Origin of the sequence: Streptococcus vicugnae (assembly GCF_016461705.1) — a bacterium.
In the GTDB taxonomy this organism is placed as follows: Bacteria; Bacillota; Bacilli; order Lactobacillales; family Streptococcaceae; genus Streptococcus; species Streptococcus vicugnae.
Genome location: NZ_JAEMHW010000003.1, coordinates 1 through 17,323 on the forward strand (window position 1 = coordinate 1; position 17,323 = coordinate 17,323).

A 17,323-nucleotide genomic window follows, 5' to 3' on the forward strand; every position below is an offset into this window, starting at 1 on the left:
CAGAGACAACTTCTATATTCTATCAAATTTAAAACTCGCTGTCAATACCTTTTTCAAGGTTTTTTCAAACTTGTTTCAAATCTGTTACCGCTACCCTCTCGGACAACAGCTATATTAGTTTAGCATTTCTAACTCGCTTTGTCAAGAACTTTTTTAAGTTTTTTCAAAGCTGTTTGAAATGTTAGCTGCTTCAAACAACAGCTTATTTAGTATACTAAACTTAATTTACACTGTCAACACTTTTTTGATAGTTTTTTACAGCATTAGCATCAATCCTGAAAGTTATTTTAAGCCCTTAAAAGCAGTTCTGTTTTTCATGCTTAGTTTTTTCTTATCATACGTTTATTATGCTCTAAAAGAGCCTTATATCGCAGATTTTCAGCAAATGCGATAGCTATTTAGCTTTTAAAAGCAAAAAAAGACACCCAAGATAAAAATCTTGAATGTCTTGAAACGTTGATATAATCGTATTGATTAACGTTTTGAGAATTGTGAAGCTTTACGAGCTTTTTTAAGACCTGGTTTTTTACGTTCAACCATACGTGCATCACGTGTAAGAAGACCAGCGCGTTTTAATGAATCACGGAAATCTGGGTCTACTTGAAGCAATGCGCGAGCGATACCGTGACGGATAGCTCCTGATTGACCTGCGTATCCACCACCTACAACGTTAACGAAAACGTCGTATGAACCTACAGTTGAAGTAACTGCAAATGGTTGGTTGATAACAAGACGAAGGTCAGCATGTGGGATGTATTCTTCTACATCTTTTTTGTTAACAGTGATTTTACCAGTACCTGGAACCAAACGTACGCGTGCAACAGCGTTTTTACGACGACCAGTACCTGTGTATTGTGCTTGTGCCATTTAATTGATGCTCCTTTCTCTCTTAGATAAGTCCTTTGATATCAAGTACTTCTGGTTGTTGAGCAGCATGTGTGTGTTCAGCACCAACGAAGACTTTCAATTTCATACCTTGTGCACGTCCAAGAGTGTTGTGTGGAAGCATGCCTTTAACTGATTTTTCAATCAAGCGAACAGCATTTTTAGAACGAAGTTCACCTGCTGAGATTTGTTTCAATCCACCTGGATACATTGAGTGAGTGTAGTAGATTTTATCAGTTGCTTTTTTACCAGTTAATTTAACTTTTTCAGCATTGATAACGATAACGAAGTCACCTGTATCAGTGTGTGGTGTAAATGTTGGTTTGTTTTTTCCGCGAAGTACGCTAGCAACTACTGCAGAAAGACGTCCAAGAGGTACATCTGTTGCGTCAACAACGTACCATTTACGTTCAACTTGGCCTGGTTTAGCCATGAATGTTGTTTTGTTCATGAGTTCTCCTATACGAATTCGTTTTTGTTTACAAAATGTGGATGTTCCGGTCCACGAGTTATTTGAAAGGTTCCGGGGCCTTACAAATGGGGTAAACAATACCGTTTATTATAATACCAAAAAAAGTGGTAGTAAGTCAACACTTACGAACCATCTTTTCTAAGTTTTTTTAGCTTTTTTCTGCACTTTTTGGCGAAAGCGGTTAGCGGAATTTCCGAGTATTTTCAGCCAAATGAACCAAGTGACGTAAGAAGTCGTGAGTCTTAGCTTGATAACCATTGGCTACACCTAAATCGTAAATATAACCATTGATATAGTCAACTTCTGTCTCCCTGCCTTTACTCATATCTTGATACATTGATGGGTAGTGAAGCGGACTTGTTTCTGCACTAACATATCGAATAGTCTCCCATTCTTGCTCACGACTGCCAAGTGGTTTTATTCCAGCCAACTCTGCAACATCATAGGCTTCATCAATTAATTGTTTTCCTAAAGCTTCTGCACCTTCATAATCAATATATTGGCCCATGCGGATTTCAAAAAGTGTGCAAATCGTATTAATAACTGAATTAAAAACAACCTTTGTATAAAGTGTTCCTAAAAAATTATCTGTCAGATTTGGATTAAGATTTGATGCACTAAAATCAGCAATAATCTGCTTTTGAACGCTATCGACATGACCGGACTGTGCAGCTAAATTAATTGAACCTGCGCCAGCCTTTCCGATGAAATCGACATCTCCTGCAGCTTTTAAAACTGTTCCAATTAAACAAGTCCCTGCCAAAACTTTTTCAGGAACAAAATAGTGATTAATCTTTTCAATGTGCCCCATGCCATTCATGCCAGTAAAAACGTATTGATTACTATTGAAGAAATGTTTACTTCGCTCTAATAATTTTTGTAGATGCATCTGTTTATCAAAAATAATCAAGACATCTGGTTTTCCATGGTAGTTTTCTGGTAGGTAAATATCAATCGGAACCAAGTGGCGGTTTTCGCCATCTCGTGACTGATAAACCCCTCCTTGTTTTTGAATTGTATCAACTTGTTCCTGCCAAGTATCAATAAAGTCTACTTGAGCTCCCAAATGTTCCTTCAGCAATAGTCCAAATCGTAATCCCATTGCACCACTTCCAAGTACTGCATACGTTAAAGTCATCAATCTACCTCCCTTGATTTTTTAAAATTATATCACTTCTCTCAAGAAATAAAGCAGGTTGAGGGTATTGATTTTTTTATTGCTGGTTATAACTATTATGAATTTCACCCTTTAACACGAACATCATAGTCCAGACTAACAACCTTCTCGTGATAATTGTCAGCAGTGATTTGAACTTTATAAGACCCTTTTTTAAAGTAAAGTTTTTGGCTATCTTTTAATTCATCGCCATCAAGTTGATAGCAACACTTGTTATTTTCATCAACAATACTTAAATGTAAATCTCCATCGTCTGTCATCCCATTTACTTTAAGATTCAACTTTTCATCTTCTGGTAATGTGAAATAACCTTTAGCAATTTCTAAAGTTTTTTGGCTAGTTGCACTTTGACCATAAGTCTTATCTTTTTTCATTGAAAACTTGACTGAGTGTTCTTCATTATAGTTATACAAAAAGAATGCTCCGATAAGGCAAACCACTGTGGCAATTACAGCAAGCATTGGCCACAGCTTCTTCTGCTTATCAGAATTTTTTGCTACACTTGGTATAGTTTCTTTTTTAATTAATTGGTCAACAGAGATGCCAAAATAATCACTAATTTTAACCAGCATTTCTACATCTGGATAGTTTTTCCCATTTTCCCAATTTGATACAGTCTGTCTTGAGACATGAAAAATATTAGCAAAATCATCCTGACTCAATTTTTCTTGTTTTCGTAATTCACTGATGTTCATTCTTTTCCCGCCTTTCACCAAAATTATCCTCTTTTTTTCATTTGAATACTAGCAAATACCTTTTGACATCATAGCAAAACTCCTTTGACACAGCCCATTCATCAATTTGACGTTACAAAAATTGCAACAAATAACCATCTATTGCAGCAATCAGAAGATACATCACAAAAGCTCTTAAAAATGATTCTATATGTTTTCTAGGATTCTGATACAAGTTCTTTTCAGGGATTTTTGTAAAACGAATGCGTTTTATACGTCTCCACCAAATTAAATCAATCACAAGTAAATCAAACAAATTCAATCCTTGTCCTATAATGCTTAAACAAATGAAATTGTGTAAAAAGTTTGGCTTTCTAATAGCTATTCCCAAAATAAATAATATTACCAAAAAGATTAAAAAATTTAGCAAGAATGCCACACACTTATTAGTTGTTTTAACTTTTGCTCGATAATCCTCATTATTTCTTATCAAAGTCTGAACTTCATCTGGATACGATGAAAAACTTTTTAAATTTTTATCATCAGTTCCTGTCCCTAAAAAGCACAAGATAAAAAAGAACAGACACAAACCAACCGTCTCAATAGCTACAACCATCTTCCCTCACTCCAATTCAAATATTAAATATCACCGTCATTATGTTTTACAAAAAAAGCAGACTAAGTCCACTTTTTTGATTTTATCGTGCGTCTTTTCCGATAGTAAAGACAGCCAATGTCCCTGGTCCGACGTGTGCTGAAATGATTGGGCCTAATGGCATAATAAGAACATTGTCAATATCTTCGTGTTCTAACAATGATTTTTTAAGCGTTTCAGCCCCTTCAATGTCATTGGCGTAGGCAACCACAGCTGTCCTGTGAGCTAATGCTTGTGTCGCTTGTGAAACCACTTCTCTCAATGCTTTTTTACGTCCACGAATTTTAGCCAAAGGAACTAATTTACCAGAAGCTTCAATCCACAAAAGTGGCTTAATATTAGCTAAACTGCCCATGATGGCTGACGTTTTTGAAAGACGTCCACCACGCATCAAATGGTAAAGATCGTCAACCAAGAAATATGTTCGTAGACGTGGCAAAATATCGACAATCATCGCTTTTGTTTCTTCAAGTGTCTTACCTTCATCACGCGCTGCAGCTGCAAGAATAGACAAATACCCTTCACCACCTGCAGCAGCTAACGTATCAACAATCTCAATCGTAGCATCTGGATATTCTTCTAACACTAAATCACGCGCAATCATTGAACTTTGATAAGTCCCAGAAAGCACAGAAGAGAATGCTAAATAAAGGACTTTATCGCCATTTTCAGCGTGACGACGAAAAGATTCTTCAAATTGACCTACATTGACTTGACTGGTTGTTGGTTTTCCACCATTTTTCATACTTTCAAGCAATTTCTCACTAGTCAAACGATTAGGACCTACTGTTTCATAAATTTCCCCATCAAGCTGAACTGTTAAGCCTAAAATTTCAACATCATGATCATTCGCCCAATTCTCATCTAAATCTGCCGTTGAATCTGTTATTAATTTAAAAGTCATAATTCTCCCTTTTTAATACTTAAAACTATTTTCTTAACTAACATATTGTCTAAAATAACAATCATTCACCAAAAATACTTTGATTATCAAATGATTTATTTTTTATTATAACAAAAAAGCCCGCATTTAGCGAGCTCCTTTAAAAAGTTTACTAGTTTAAATATCATCAAGTAACTGTTTTAATTGATCCATTTGTCCGTCATTCCATGGGCGAAGCTTTGGGGTGGTTAAATCGATATGTTTTGACATTTTATCTAAATCTGACTTAACAGTGTTAACACGTTGTTCCAACTCACGTGCTGAGACACGAAGAGCTCCTTGTGAAAAAATGGTCCATTGTTCATTTAAGTCACTGGTAGCCACTTCTACAAGGTGACGTGGAGTATTTAACTCAGCAGCTGTGCGCTCAATATATGAGTCAGCCGTTTCATCCTCTTCTGTAAAAATGACTTGAATTTTATATTCATCGTAACGTTGACGAACACCTGGAACATATTGCGCATCAAAGACACAAATGATATCAAGATTTTCAAAATGGGCGTAATTATTGAGCTTGCGTAGCAAAAGATTTCGCGCTTCATCTAATCGATTTGTCTTAAACAGTTGACGCGTTTCCTGCCAAAAGGCAATCATGTTATAACCATCAACTAAGAGGACTCTTTTCTTCATTTTTTATTCCTTTCATGGATGGCTAGTTTTTGACTTTACAAGAATCTTAGTCTACTTTATGACGGAAAACTTCATACATTAATACTGCTGCAGCGACACTAGCATTCAAACTTTGAACATGACCGTTCATCGGAATCGTAATCATCTCATCGACTTGTTTTTTGATATTTGGTGAGATTCCTTTACCTTCGTTGCCAATGATCAATGCTAATTTCCCTGAAGTATTCCATTTGTGAGATGGTGTTCCGTTCATATCTGTACCAAACACCCAGAAGCCTTGTTCTTTTAACTTATCAAGTGTTTGGCTAAGGTTTGTTACACGTGCGATTGGCACATGCTCAACAGCACCTGTTGATGTTTTAGATACTACTGGAGTTACACCTACTGCACGATGTTTTGGAATAATTACACCAGTAACATTTGTAGCATCAGCTGTTCGCAAGATTGAGCCAAAATTATGTGGGTCATTAAGCCCATCCAAGATAAGGATAAGTGGATTTTCTTCTTGCGCAGCTTTTTCTAAAATGCTATCTAATTCAGCATAAGCAAATTCTGAAACGCGTAAAACAAAACCTTGGTGAACAGCCCCATTAGTCATCTCACTAAGTGTCTTCTTAGGCGTCCAAGAGATAGAAACTTTCTTTTCAGCTGCTAGACTTTTAATTCGATCAACGTTTTTTCCACGTAAATCATCTTGAATGTAGAGTTTATTTCCTGTATTAGCCGTTAAACTTTCCGTTACTGCATGGACACCGTAAACGATGTCGTTTGCTTCATTAAAATCTTTGTTCTTCATAGTGTTATTATAACATGAAAACCAGCTCTCATGCGAGAACCGGCTATTTTTATTTTTTGCTTAATCTTCAATTTTTTCAACAGCTTGAATACACCAATCGATAAGTTCTTCCAGACGATCAATTTGATCTGTCATATGAAGGTAACCCATCACCGCTTCAAACCCTGTTGACATGCGATAAGTCACGACATCAGCATTTTTGGCTTTGGTGTGACTGTTGGTGTTACGACCACGTTTGTAGATTTCTTCTTCTTTTTCAGACAAGAGCTTTTCTTCAAGCATTAGATTAATCAACATGGCTTGAGCTTTGGCTGAGACGTATCTTGTAGCTTTACGGTGTAATTGATTAGGTTTCGTTAAGCCTTGAAAAATCAAGTGTTTACGAACATACATAGAATAAACCGCATCGCCTTCAAACGCAAGAGCAATACCATTAATCAGATTGACATCTACCTTAGTCACGTGTCCACCTCACACCATCTTTGGTATCAAGAAGTTTAATACCTTGTGCCGCTAATTGATCACGAATGGCATCAGCTGTTGCAAAATCTTTGTTTGCACGCGCTTCTTGGCGTTTTTCAATCAAAGCTTCAATATCAGCATCAAGCACTTCTTCTTCAAAAACAATACCAAAAACAGCTAACATTTTAGCAAAAGTATCTTTAGTTGCTTGATCGTAGTTTCCTGAATTAATCCATTTTGCCATATCAAAGACAACTGTAATACCGTTTGCTGTATTAAAGTCATCGTCCATTGCTGCTTCAAAATCAGCTTTGAATTTTGCAAGTTCAGCTGAATCAACAGCTTCTCCAAGCGGCAAGGTAAAGGTATTTTTCAAATATTTAAGGTTAACCGATGCATCATGAACTGCTTTTTCAGTAAAGTTCACTGGTTTGCGGTATTGTTGTGTCGCAAGGAAGAAACGTAGCACTTGGCCATCGACAGTTTTTAACATATCATGAACTGTTACGAAGTTTCCAAGTGATTTTGACATTTTTTCATTGTCCACGTTAACAAAACCATTGTGCATCCAATAGTTTGCAAATGTCTTACCAGTTTTAGCTTCTGATTGAGCAATTTCATTCGTATGGTGAGGGAATTCTAAGTCAGCACCACCACCGTGAATATCAATGGTATCACCCAAGATACTTGTCGCCATTACTGAACATTCAATGTGCCAGCCTGGACGACCTTGTCCCCATGGACTTTGCCAAGAAACTTCACCAGGTTTAGCAGCTTTCCATAGTGCAAAATCCAAAGGATTTTCCTTAATGTCACCTTCACCATCCACGCGACCACTAGCCCCTACTTCAAGATCTTCTAGAGTTTTATTGGCTAACTTAGCATAGTTTTTGCTTTTAGCGACACGGAAATATACGTCTCCGTTTGCTTCGTAAGCAAAACCTTTGTCCACTAAGACTTTTACAAAGTCAATAATTTCATCCATATAGTCAATGACACGAGGATTTTTAGTTGCTGGTTTCACACCAAGTTGTTTAACATCTTCCATGAAAGCTGCGATATATTTATCTGAGAAAGCTTTCGTATCCATACCAGCTTCTGCTGCACCTTTGATGATTTTATCATCAACATCAGTAAAGTTAGAGATGTAATTAACTTTGTAACCACGGTATTCAAAGTAGCGGCGAATCGTGTCAAAAGCAACAACACTACGAGCATTTCCGATATGGATATAATTGTAAACTGTTGGCCCGCAGACGTACATGTTAACTGTATTTTCAGTAATTGGGACAAAGTCACGAAGACTTCGAGTCATTGTATCATAAATCTTAATTGTCATGTTCCTTCCTCCAATCTCCATTTATCTTTCCATTAAAGTTTTGATGAATGTAAACTTTGATAGCGTGCTTCTTCCAATTTTGATGTGTAATACTCACGATGTTCTTCGAGGTCATGAATAGCATTTTCATCTTTTTTACCATGAACACGAACAACTTTCGCTGGCACTCCGACTACTGTTACATCTGCAGGAACATCTGAAACAACAACAGCTGCTGCACCTACTTTAGAATTTTTACCGATTTCGATAGGTCCAATAACTTGTGCGTGGGCAGAAACAAGCGCTCCTTCACGTACAGTTGGGTGACGTTTTCCAACATCCTTACCAGTTCCGCCCAGAGTCACACCATGATAAAGCATAACTCCTTTTTCTACAATTGCTGTTTCACCAATAACAAGACCTGAACCATGATCAATAAAGACGCCTTCAGCAATTTCAGCCCCTGGGTGAATTTCAATTTGTGTCCAAAAGCGCCAGAATTGACTGTGCATACGCGCTAATAGTTTCAAACCATGTTTCCATAAGAAATGTGAAATACGATGCGCGGCCAAAGCTTTGACACCAGGATAAGTTAGTATAATCTCCAGAGAGCTACGAGCCGCTGGATCATTTTTCTTTACGATATCTATGCTTTCTTTCCACCAACCCATATCTTCTCCTTTCTTTTTAGTCATCTTCGTCGATTTCAGACCAATCAACTAAAATTTGTTGGTCATCAAACGGGTTAATTGCAACTCCGACCGTTTCATCAATATCATTTTCACCATGTCCTGGTTGATAAATATCTGCTAAGCGCCATGTTAAAATACTTCCTTGCGCTTTACGGAAAGGTGCACCAAATTCATTGTGGTTATACCATTTCGCAAAACTTTGAAGATTTGAAAAGGCTGGAACATAGCTTTTACCTTCTGGGGTAGACATTGTTGGGAACATGCGGTCAAAGCTTTTATCATCACGTGGGTGAACAAATGCAGGAACTAGATAGTATTTATCCAAAGTATCTGCAGCAAGGTTTTCTTCACCCATAAGTTTGTTCAAAATAGTTGTGTAAGCATTCAAAAATTGGATCAATTCACTACTTTTGAAAATTGTAGAATTGCCAAAATCACCTGTTTTCTTAAGGTTAAAGACAATCCCTGTTAATCCTTTTTCAATGACTTCTTTCAAAACATCCAGTGTTGGACGTTCTACCCAATTTTGAGTTTTAGCGCTCTCTTGCTCTTCTTTGAAGTTTTCAAGATCTTCTTTGTCAGAAAAGACAGGAGTCACCTTTTGCCCTTCAATATCAAGAGCATACGGTTGATCACTAGCCAAAACTGGAATGTTATGTAAAGCATTGACAAGAGCAATACTATCTAAAAAGTTGTCTGGTGCGTTAACAAAGGCACGCAAACGAATATCAAGTTCATTTAAATTTGTCATCGTTAAACTCCACAATATAAGAGATAATCAATCAGAAAAAATCTTAGTCGATACTATCGTGTTTTTCTTTGTGATCACGTAGGTGTCCACCAAATGGTGAATGTTTTTTGTGTTCATTTTTTTCAGCTCTTGGTGGACGTGGTAGCAAAGCTTTCATTGAAGCGTCCACACGACCTTTATCGTCAACTTTGATAACTTTGACATCAACTTCATCGCCAACTTCAAGTACATCTGAAACATTTGCTGTACGTGTCCAAGCAATTTCTGAAATATGAACAAGAGCATCTGTTTTATCAAAGAGATTGACAAAAGCACCGAATTTTTCAATACGAACAACTTTTGCATGATAAACTTCACCAACTTTTGCTTCGCGAACCAAACCAGCGATGATTTCTTTAGCACGATCAATAGCCGCTTGATTAGATGAGTAAATTGATACATTTCCTTCATCATCAATATCAATCTTAACGCCAGTTTCTTCGATGATTTTATCGATTGTTTCGCCACCTTTACCAATGACCACTTTGATTTTATCAACATCAATTTTGATAGTGTCAATTTTTGGTGCTGTTGGTGCCAAGTGTGTACGTGGTGCTGGGATAGTTGCTTCAATCAAATCAAGGATTTCAAAACGAGCTTTCTTAGCTTGGGCAAGAGCTTCTTTCAAGATTTGAGGAGTGATACCTTCAATCTTGATATCCATTTGAAGTGCCGTAATACCTTCACGTGTACCAGCAACTTTAAAGTCCATATCACCAAAGTGATCTTCAAGACCTTGAATATCTGTCAAGATTGTGTAGTTGCTACCATCTGAAATCAATCCCATGGCGATACCAGCTACTGGTGCTTTAATTGGAACACCACCAGCCATAAGGGCAAGAGTACCTGCACAGATTGAAGCTTGTGAAGATGAACCATTTGATTCCAAAACTTCAGCTACAAGGCGGATAGCATATGGGAATTCTTCAAGACTTGGTAAAACTTGAGCAAGGGCACGTTCTCCAAGAGCACCGTGACCAATTTCACGACGACCAGGTGCACCATAACGTCCAGTTTCACCAACAGAGAATTGTGGGAAATTATAGTGATGCAAGAAACGTTTTTTGTATTCAGCCCCAAGACCGTCAACGATTTGTGTTTCTCCCATCGGAGCAAGTGTTAATACTGACAAGGCTTGTGTTTGTCCACGTGTGAACAAACCAGAACCGTGAACTTTTGGAAGGTAGTCGATTTCAGCATCCAATGGGCGAATTTCATCAACACGACGACCATCAGGACGAATCTTATCTTCTGTAATCAAACGACGAACTTCAGCATGTTCCATTTGTTCCAGAATTTCAGCAACATCACGCATAATTGTTTCGTAGTTTTCGTCATCAGCGTAACGTTCTTCATAGACAGCAGTGACTTCTTCTTTAACAGCTTCTGTTGCTGCTTCACGCGCTTTTTTCTCTTCAACTTGAACAGCTTTTTGAAGATCTGCGTTGTAGGCTGCGATAATTTCAGCTTGCAATACTGGATCAACTTGAAGTAATTCAACTTCTGCTTTTTCTTTACCAACAGCTGCGACGATTTCTTCTTGGAAAGCAATCAATTCTTTGACAGCTTCATGACCTTTAAGAAGAGCTTCAAGCATGATATCTTCTGACAATTCTTTGGCACCAGATTCAACCATGTTGATTGCTTCTTTTGTACCAGCAACAGTCAATTCAAGAAGTGAAGCTTCTTTTTGTTCTGCTGATGGGTTGATGATAAATTCACCATCGATATAAGCCACTTGAACCCCTGCGATTGGTCCATTGAATGGAATATCTGAAATAGACAAGGCTAATGAGCTACCAAACATAGCTGCCATTGGTGCACTAGCATCTTCGTCATAAGAAAGAACAGTGTTAATCACTTGAACTTCATTACGGAAACCTTCTGCAAACATTGGACGAATTGGACGGTCAATCAAGCGAGCTGTCAATGTCGCATCAGTTGTTGGACGTCCTTCACGTTTGTTGAAACCACCTGGGAATTTTCCAGCGGCGTACATTTTTTCTTCGTAGTTAACTTGAAGTGGGAAGAAGTCACCTGTAGACATCTTTTTAGACATTACAGCCGCACTAAGAACTGTTGATTCACCGTAGCGAATTACTGCAGCGCCATTAGCTTGTTTAGCAACTTGACCAATTTCAACAACAAGTGGTCGACCAGCAAAGGTTGTTTCAAAAGTTTGTTTTAACATTTTTATTCCTCTAACAATTTTTTTGATACGTCTGTTTTCTACAAAAACCAATCTGTAAAAGACTTATAAACTCGTCTTTGCATAAAACCACGTATCTCCATTATTTTATCACATTTTAGAGGAAATGGCAGAGCTCTAAGACCGAAAGCGCAAAAAAAGTAGCTATCTCGAAATAGCTACTCTGTTATATCTTTTGACATCTATCATCTAAATAATAAATCCACCACAGCAATGACAATAATCGCACCAAGAATAGATGGTAAAATCGCCATACCTGCCAAACTTGGCCCCCAAGAACCAAATAAAGTTTGACCAACAAATGAACCAACAAGTCCTGCAAAAATATTATAAATACATCCCATTGATTCACCTTTTTTCGTAATAGCTCCTGCTATTATCCCAATAAGCGCACCAACAATTAATGACCCAATCATAACATTCTCCTTTTTATGCCTTTATTTAAAAAATCTGCTTTTTTACACCACCATTCTATCATAATTTCTCGTGTGCGAAAATTAAAAAGCAAGCACCATTTAAAAGACTACTTTTCTTAAATTAAAAACACAAAAACCTCCTTTTCAGGAGGTTTTTAAGCATTGAACAATGCAATATTAGAACATGTCAATCAACAATTGTTTCAACTCAGCAATATATGGTTGACGAGGGTTAGCAGGTGTACATTGGTCATCGTAAGCAAGTGATGCTAATTTATCAACTGCTGCATCAAAGGCTTCTTTTGTAACACCATTTGCAGAAAGACGTGGATCAACATCAACTGCTTTCATCAAAGCATCAATACGTTGGCAAAGTGCTTCTACTAATGCTGCATCATCTTTACCTTGAAGACCAAGGCTACGAGCAATATCAGCGTAATCACGTTGTGCACGATATTCTTCATAACGTGGGAAGACTGAACGTTTCACATTTCCTGCAACACCATTGTAACGAATAACATGTTGCATAGCGATTGAAATAGCTAGACCGTGAGGAAGACCAAATTCACCACCAGTTTTGTGTGCGATTGAGTGATTAATACCTAGGAAGGCATTTGAGAAGGCCATACCTGCAAGTGTTGCAGCATAGTGCATATTTTCACGTGCTTGTTCGCCACGAAGTGTAGGATTCTTAGGATCATAGTTATAAGAATCTTCCAAGTTTTCGATAACTAATTTAATAGCTTCAAGAGACCATGGACGAGTCAAATCAGATGCCATAACTGAAACATAAGCTTCAAGGGCATGTGACAAAGTATCCAAACCAGAAAGAGCAACGGTACGTTTTGGCACTGTCATAACAAATTCTGGGTCAACAATAGCAACTTGTGGTGTCAATTCATAGTCAGTCAATGGATATTTAACGTGAGTATGATCATCAGTAATAACAGCGTAAGGTGTTACTTCTGAACCTGTACCAGATGTTGTTGGGATACAGAAGAGACGAGTTGCTGTTTGATGTTTGAATTTTACGATACGTTTACGGATATCAATGAATTTTTGTTGCAAACGTAAGAAGAGTTCGCTGACGTTTTCGTAGCTATCAAGAAAATCAGCTTCTTGATCAAGTGAGTATTCATAGATGTAACGTGCAATTTTAGCCGCATCAAGTGCTGAACCACCACCGACTGCAATAACTGTATCTGGTTTGAAATCACGCATTTGTTTTGCGATTTCAATTGTTTGACCAAGTGTTGGGTCTGGTTTGATAGTGCCGTAAATTGATGTCGCAACTTTTTCATCACGCAATGCCAATTGAGCAAGGACAGTATCAACAAAACCAAATTGAACCATACCTGGGTCAGCAACAATCAAAGCACGTTGCATTGATTCGTATTCGTCTTGCAAATAAGAGATAGCATTTTTTTCGTAGTATGTTTTTTCTGGTAGGCGAATCCATTGAGGACGGTTGCGACGTTTAGCAACTGTCTTAACATTTAAGAGATCGCCAGTTGAAAGATTGTGTGACAATGAATTTTTCCCCCATGATCCTGTTCCAAGTGTTAAGCTAGCTTTAAGTGCGTCTGTGTAGACATCACCGATACCTCCGACTGAATCTGGTTGGTTAACCAAGACACGAGATGCTTTCACAGCATCACCATATTCAGCAACAAATGGGTCTGCTTGTGAACCAATTTGAATACCAGCATTGTGTCCTGCACCTTGGTAGTCAAGAAGTGCTTCAACAATTTCAACACCTTCTTTACGGTCTTTAGCTTTATAAACTGAAAGGAGTGGAGAAAGTTTTTCAGAAGATAGTTTTTCACCAATGTTTTTCTTATCAAGTTCAAACAAGAGAACATCTTTACCTTCTGGTAATTTGACACCGGCTTGTTCACAAATCCAAGTGGCAGGCATTCCGGCAACTGGACCGTTAACTCCGTGTCTATCATTAAAGACAAAGTCTTCAATTTTCTTATAGTCCTTCTTAGGTACAAGGTAGGCACCCTTATCTTGCATTTTTTGAAGCCATTCATCATAGATTGGTGCTTCAACAACTGCTGAGTTTTCAGTTGCACAAATCATACCGTTATCAAAACGTTTTGATAGCAACAAATCTTCTACAGCACGATCAACATGGGCAGTTGCATCAACGTAGATAGCACCGTTACCAGCACCAACACCCATTGATGGGTTACCTGATTTAAGAGCGGCATTTACCATACCAGGTCCACCAGTTGCCAAAATAGAAGCAATTTTCGGATTTTGGATAAGCGCTGATGTGTTTGCAAGAGATGGTGTTTCAATCCATTGAACAATGTTTTCTGGAGCACCAGCTTTAATAGCAGCATCGTAAAGAATTTGAGCTGCATGTGCTGAACATTTTTGTGCTTGTGGGTGGAAGGCAAAAACAATCGCATTGCGTGTTTTAAGAGCTACCAAAATTTTGAACATGGTTGTTGATGTTGGGTTTGTTGTTGGAACAATACCAGCCAAAACACCAAGAGGTGCAGCAATTTGGATACTTCCTGAAACCTTATCTTCACCAATGATACCTACTGTTTTTTCATTTTTAATACGTTCATAAACGTACTCAGTAGCGAAGTGGTTCTTAATATCCTTATCCTCAACGACACCACGACCAGTTTCTACATGAGCCTCTTTTGCTAATTCAAGTGAAGCTTCTGAACCTGCAAGAGCCATCGCTGCTACGATATTATCAACTTGTTCTTGTGAATAAGTTGCATAAATACGTTCAGCTTCAAGAGCTTTTTCGACAAGAGCTCCAGTGTACTGTTGAGCCAACTCTTCAGCGCTCAACTCGTTATTCTTTACATCTGCATTTGTTGCTTTAGCCATTAAGAAAACCTCCTTATAAGTACCCTTAAAAATAAGTGCCTCATTTTTTGAGAAGAACTATATTAATGATTGATACTAAAATAAAAACAAGACCGTATAGTCTGGAATTTCAAAACTCAACGTCACTACTTGAGGTTCTCTTCACTATAAAAACTACACAAAATCAACAGTTAAATTCTTTAATCATCATATCATTGTGATATTCTTCACCAATTATATTAACCCTTTTTCAAAAAAAGGTCAAGTGTTTTTTGTAAGCTTTTTCATTTTTATTGTAAAGGCAATGTAAGGGGATACAAATTATACTTGCGTTTTTCCTTTTATATTAATACTTTTGTCACTTTTGACATTTTAATGCTATATAAAACCTCATTTTCATTAAAATACACCCAATGGGAGGTTGATTAATTTTGTTAATCAAACGAAGCATTTGCACACAAAAAAAGCTTCTTGGAAAATCCAAGAAGCTTTTACTTGACCTAACGTCAGATTAACGACGAAGACCAAGTGATGCGATCAATTCGCGGTAACGGTTAACATCTGTACGGCGAAGGTATGCCAACAAGTTACGACGGTGACCGATTTTTTTCATCAATCCACGGTAAGTTGCGTGGTCTTTTTTGTGTTGTTTAATGTGCTCGTTAAGGTGGTTGATTTCCCAAGTAAGAACAGCTACTTGAACTTCAACTGAACCTGTGTCACCTTCGTGACGTGCGTATTGAGCAATGATTTCATTTTTTTTCTCTTTTGAGATTGCCATAATATTTTTCTCCTTTATATTGCTTCATCCGAGTCGTAGGTTTTTGGCGTTTCCTACAACCAAGAAAAAGTTACTTGTCATACGACAGTCCTTATTGTAGCAGATTACTGCTGCTTTTGTCAAAGGTTTTTAATGTTTTTAGCTAAGGTCATCTAAAAGTTATTTGGAAGTCGTCCGTTTGAAAAACTTTTTTCAAAAATTTATCAAGAAAATCAGAAAAAATGACAAGAACATTCTAAACAACGCTCAGCTATTTTCATCTTTTCCAAAATCAACTATACTGAAATCAAACAACAAGAAAGTGAGAACTCTTATGACAAAATCTTTAATTATCATGGATATTGACGGAACATTGACAAACAGCGAGAAAAAAATCACTCCTAAAACAAAAGAAGCTCTTTTAGCCGCTCAAGAACAAGGAGCACGTCTCATCTTGGCTTCTGGTCGTCCTGTAAGTGGTATGCAGGATTTTGCTAAAGAATTAGCAATGGACAAGCACCACGGGCTTTTAGTGGCTTATAATGGCGCTGTGGTAGTAGATTGTGAATCTGGCGATATTCTTTTCAATCAGGCCATGACGGTTGAAGAAGGACAAGCAGTTCTTGAACACGTGAAACAATTTGATGTCATCCCAATGATTAGCAAAGGGGATTATATGTACGTCAACGATGTCTATAACAACATGATTCACTGGGAGAAAAAGAATCTAGACATTAATATCATTGAATACGAATCACGTGGCGGTAAATATTTGCTAGCTGAAAAGCGTGATTTGGCTGCCTTTGCTGATTTCCCGCTCAATAAAATCTTATTGGCTGGCAGTAGCGATTATCTTGCTGCACATTACAAAGAAATTGCTGCACCATTTGAAGGCAAACTCAGTTCAATGTTTACGGCAGATTTTTATTATGAATTTACTGCTCAAGGAATCGACAAGGCAAAAGCCTTGGATACTGTTTTAGCACCGCTTGATTATCAACCAGAGGATATGATTGCTTTTGGTGACGGACAAAACGATGCTAGTATGCTGACTTATTCTGGGACTGCGGTGGCAATGGCAAATGCTGTGCAAGAATTGAAAGACATTGCCGATATTATTACCCTTTCTAACGACGAGGACGGTATCGCTGAAACGTTACGAGATTACTTTAACATTTGATTAAACGGGAGATAAAAATGATAAAAATTGAACACATTGGTGTTTGGGTACATGATTTAGAAACGATGAAAGAGTTTTTTGCTAAATACTTTCAAACAATGGCTTCTGAACGTTATCACAATCCACGAACAGGTTTTTCTTCCTACTTTTTAAGCTTCCCTGACAATGCTGCTCGATTGGAATTGTGTCATCGCGAGGACATTTCTGAAGGTGTTAATGAGAGTCTTGGCTTTGCTCATTTAGCCATCTCACTTGGTAGTAAAGAAGCCGTTGATCAGTTAACGGCACAGCTTGAAAACGATGGCTATCATGTTTTAGGTCACCCCCGAACAACTGGTGACGGTTACTACGAATCCGTCGTTTGTGACCCCGAAGGAAATCGTTTAGAATTGACTGTTTAATAGGCTTTGCTATGGGAAGATTACC

Annotated in this window: 18 protein-coding genes; 2 read left to right on the plus strand and 16 right to left on the minus strand. The window is 37.7% G+C overall.

The features are described from left to right. Positions 1-474: 474 nt before the first annotated feature. The 16 genes from rpsI to rpsO all read right to left on the minus strand — a co-directional run bounded on the left by rpsI (position 475) and on the right by rpsO (position 15,738). Positions 475-867 carry a 30S ribosomal protein S9 gene (gene rpsI / locus JG537_RS06960; protein ID WP_003067667.1) on the minus strand — a complete coding sequence of 131 codons (393 nt, stop codon included), beginning with the start codon at positions 865-867 and terminating at the stop codon, positions 475-477. 22 nt (positions 868-889) lie between these two features. Next, positions 890-1,336, minus strand: coding sequence for a 50S ribosomal protein L13 (gene rplM, locus JG537_RS06965; protein WP_074482944.1), 447 nt, complete (start codon positions 1,334-1,336; stop codon positions 890-892). A gap of 202 nt (positions 1,337-1,538) precedes the next feature. Continuing rightward, positions 1,539-2,495, minus strand: a complete 957-nt coding sequence (locus JG537_RS06970) for a ketopantoate reductase family protein (RefSeq protein ID WP_199544565.1) — start codon at positions 2,493-2,495, stop codon at positions 1,539-1,541. A gap of 104 nt (positions 2,496-2,599) precedes the next feature. Continuing rightward, positions 2,600-3,229 (minus strand): helix-turn-helix transcriptional regulator, encoded by a 630-nt coding sequence (locus JG537_RS06975; protein WP_199544567.1) that lies wholly within the window; start codon positions 3,227-3,229, stop codon positions 2,600-2,602. Positions 3,230-3,341: 112 nt separating this feature from the next. After that, positions 3,342-3,824: an ABC transporter permease gene (locus JG537_RS06980; protein WP_199544569.1), complete on the minus strand. Its 483-nt coding sequence runs from the start codon at positions 3,822-3,824 to the stop codon at positions 3,342-3,344. Positions 3,825-3,906: 82 nt separating this feature from the next. Next, positions 3,907-4,767: a DegV family protein gene (locus JG537_RS06985; RefSeq protein ID WP_132870015.1), complete on the minus strand. Its 861-nt coding sequence runs from the start codon at positions 4,765-4,767 to the stop codon at positions 3,907-3,909. A 156-nt stretch (positions 4,768-4,923) separates the two neighbouring features. Next, positions 4,924-5,436, minus strand: a complete 513-nt coding sequence (locus tag JG537_RS06990; RefSeq protein WP_199544570.1) for an NYN domain-containing protein — start codon at positions 5,434-5,436, stop codon at positions 4,924-4,926. 46 nt (positions 5,437-5,482) lie between these two features. Then, a complete protein-coding gene (rlmB, locus tag JG537_RS06995; RefSeq protein ID WP_074482950.1) occupies positions 5,483-6,232 on the minus strand; it encodes a 23S rRNA (guanosine(2251)-2'-O)-methyltransferase RlmB in 750 nt (249 codons plus the stop codon). A gap of 60 nt (positions 6,233-6,292) precedes the next feature. Continuing rightward, complete coding sequence (locus tag JG537_RS07000; protein WP_074482951.1) at positions 6,293-6,694, minus strand: Mini-ribonuclease 3; 402 nt, start codon at positions 6,692-6,694, stop codon at positions 6,293-6,295. Beyond that, positions 6,687-8,033: a cysteine--tRNA ligase gene (gene cysS / locus JG537_RS07005; protein ID WP_199544572.1), complete on the minus strand. Its 1,347-nt coding sequence runs from the start codon at positions 8,031-8,033 to the stop codon at positions 6,687-6,689. Before cysS ends, JG537_RS07000 begins: the two co-directional genes overlap by 8 nt. Positions 8,034-8,065: 32 nt before the next feature. Then, positions 8,066-8,683, minus strand: coding sequence for a serine O-acetyltransferase (cysE, locus tag JG537_RS07010; RefSeq protein ID WP_199544574.1), 618 nt, complete (start codon positions 8,681-8,683; stop codon positions 8,066-8,068). A gap of 16 nt (positions 8,684-8,699) precedes the next feature. Next, the gene (locus JG537_RS07015) at positions 8,700-9,455 is read right to left on the minus strand and encodes an SseB family protein (RefSeq protein WP_199544576.1); all 756 of its coding nucleotides are present in this window, start codon (positions 9,453-9,455) and stop codon (positions 8,700-8,702) included. 43 nt (positions 9,456-9,498) lie between these two features. Further along, entirely contained in the window at positions 9,499-11,685 is a 2,187-nt protein-coding gene (gene pnp / locus JG537_RS07020) for a polyribonucleotide nucleotidyltransferase (protein ID WP_199544584.1), read from the minus strand. A 203-nt stretch (positions 11,686-11,888) separates the two neighbouring features. Then, on the minus strand, positions 11,889-12,119 hold the full coding sequence (locus tag JG537_RS07025) for a GlsB/YeaQ/YmgE family stress response membrane protein (RefSeq protein ID WP_132869171.1): 231 nt from the start codon (positions 12,117-12,119) through the stop codon (positions 11,889-11,891). 177 nt (positions 12,120-12,296) lie between these two features. After that, positions 12,297-14,978, minus strand: coding sequence for a bifunctional acetaldehyde-CoA/alcohol dehydrogenase (gene adhE, locus JG537_RS07030; RefSeq protein ID WP_199544586.1), 2,682 nt, complete (start codon positions 14,976-14,978; stop codon positions 12,297-12,299). A 490-nt stretch (positions 14,979-15,468) separates the two neighbouring features. Then, on the minus strand, positions 15,469-15,738 hold the full coding sequence (gene rpsO, locus JG537_RS07035; RefSeq protein WP_003063161.1) for a 30S ribosomal protein S15: 270 nt from the start codon (positions 15,736-15,738) through the stop codon (positions 15,469-15,471). A 313-nt stretch (positions 15,739-16,051) separates the two neighbouring features. Between rpsO and JG537_RS07040 the strand changes: the two genes are divergently transcribed. Further along, a complete protein-coding gene (locus JG537_RS07040) occupies positions 16,052-16,897 on the plus strand; it encodes a Cof-type HAD-IIB family hydrolase (protein WP_199544588.1) in 846 nt (281 codons plus the stop codon). A gap of 17 nt (positions 16,898-16,914) precedes the next feature. Beyond that, entirely contained in the window at positions 16,915-17,298 is a 384-nt protein-coding gene (locus tag JG537_RS07045) for a VOC family protein (RefSeq protein ID WP_199544595.1), read from the plus strand. The last annotated feature ends 25 nt before the right edge of the window (positions 17,299-17,323 follow it).

Excerpts from the sequence above, each read along its gene's own strand:
- rlmB (WP_074482950.1), bottom strand. The coding sequence starts at position 6,232 with ATGAAGAACAAAGATTTTAATGAAGCAAACGACATCGTTTACGGTGTC.
- cysS (WP_199544572.1), bottom strand. The coding sequence starts at position 8,033 with ATGACAATTAAGATTTATGATACAATGACTCGAAGTCTTCGTGACTTT.
- JG537_RS07025 (WP_132869171.1), bottom strand. The coding sequence starts at position 12,119 with ATGATTGGGTCATTAATTGTTGGTGCGCTTATTGGGATAATAGCAGGA.
- cysE (WP_199544574.1), bottom strand. The coding sequence starts at position 8,683 with ATGGGTTGGTGGAAAGAAAGCATAGATATCGTAAAGAAAAATGATCCA.
- JG537_RS06990 (WP_199544570.1), bottom strand. The coding sequence starts at position 5,436 with ATGAAGAAAAGAGTCCTCTTAGTTGATGGTTATAACATGATTGCCTTT.
- JG537_RS07045 (WP_199544595.1), top strand. The coding sequence starts at position 16,915 with ATGATAAAAATTGAACACATTGGTGTTTGGGTACATGATTTAGAAACG.
- pnp (WP_199544584.1), bottom strand. The coding sequence starts at position 11,685 with ATGTTAAAACAAACTTTTGAAACAACCTTTGCTGGTCGACCACTTGTT.
- rpsO (WP_003063161.1), bottom strand. The coding sequence starts at position 15,738 with ATGGCAATCTCAAAAGAGAAAAAAAATGAAATCATTGCTCAATACGCA.
- JG537_RS06980 (WP_199544569.1), bottom strand. The coding sequence starts at position 3,824 with ATGGTTGTAGCTATTGAGACGGTTGGTTTGTGTCTGTTCTTTTTTATC.
- JG537_RS07040 (WP_199544588.1), top strand. The coding sequence starts at position 16,052 with ATGACAAAATCTTTAATTATCATGGATATTGACGGAACATTGACAAAC.
- rpsI (WP_003067667.1), bottom strand. The coding sequence starts at position 867 with ATGGCACAAGCACAATACACAGGTACTGGTCGTCGTAAAAACGCTGTT.
- JG537_RS07015 (WP_199544576.1), bottom strand. The coding sequence starts at position 9,455 with ATGACAAATTTAAATGAACTTGATATTCGTTTGCGTGCCTTTGTTAAC.
- JG537_RS06975 (WP_199544567.1), bottom strand. The coding sequence starts at position 3,229 with ATGAACATCAGTGAATTACGAAAACAAGAAAAATTGAGTCAGGATGAT.
- adhE (WP_199544586.1), bottom strand. The coding sequence starts at position 14,978 with ATGGCTAAAGCAACAAATGCAGATGTAAAGAATAACGAGTTGAGCGCT.
- JG537_RS06985 (WP_132870015.1), bottom strand. The coding sequence starts at position 4,767 with ATGACTTTTAAATTAATAACAGATTCAACGGCAGATTTAGATGAGAAT.
- rplM (WP_074482944.1), bottom strand. The coding sequence starts at position 1,336 with ATGAACAAAACAACATTCATGGCTAAACCAGGCCAAGTTGAACGTAAA.
- JG537_RS06970 (WP_199544565.1), bottom strand. The coding sequence starts at position 2,495 with ATGACTTTAACGTATGCAGTACTTGGAAGTGGTGCAATGGGATTACGA.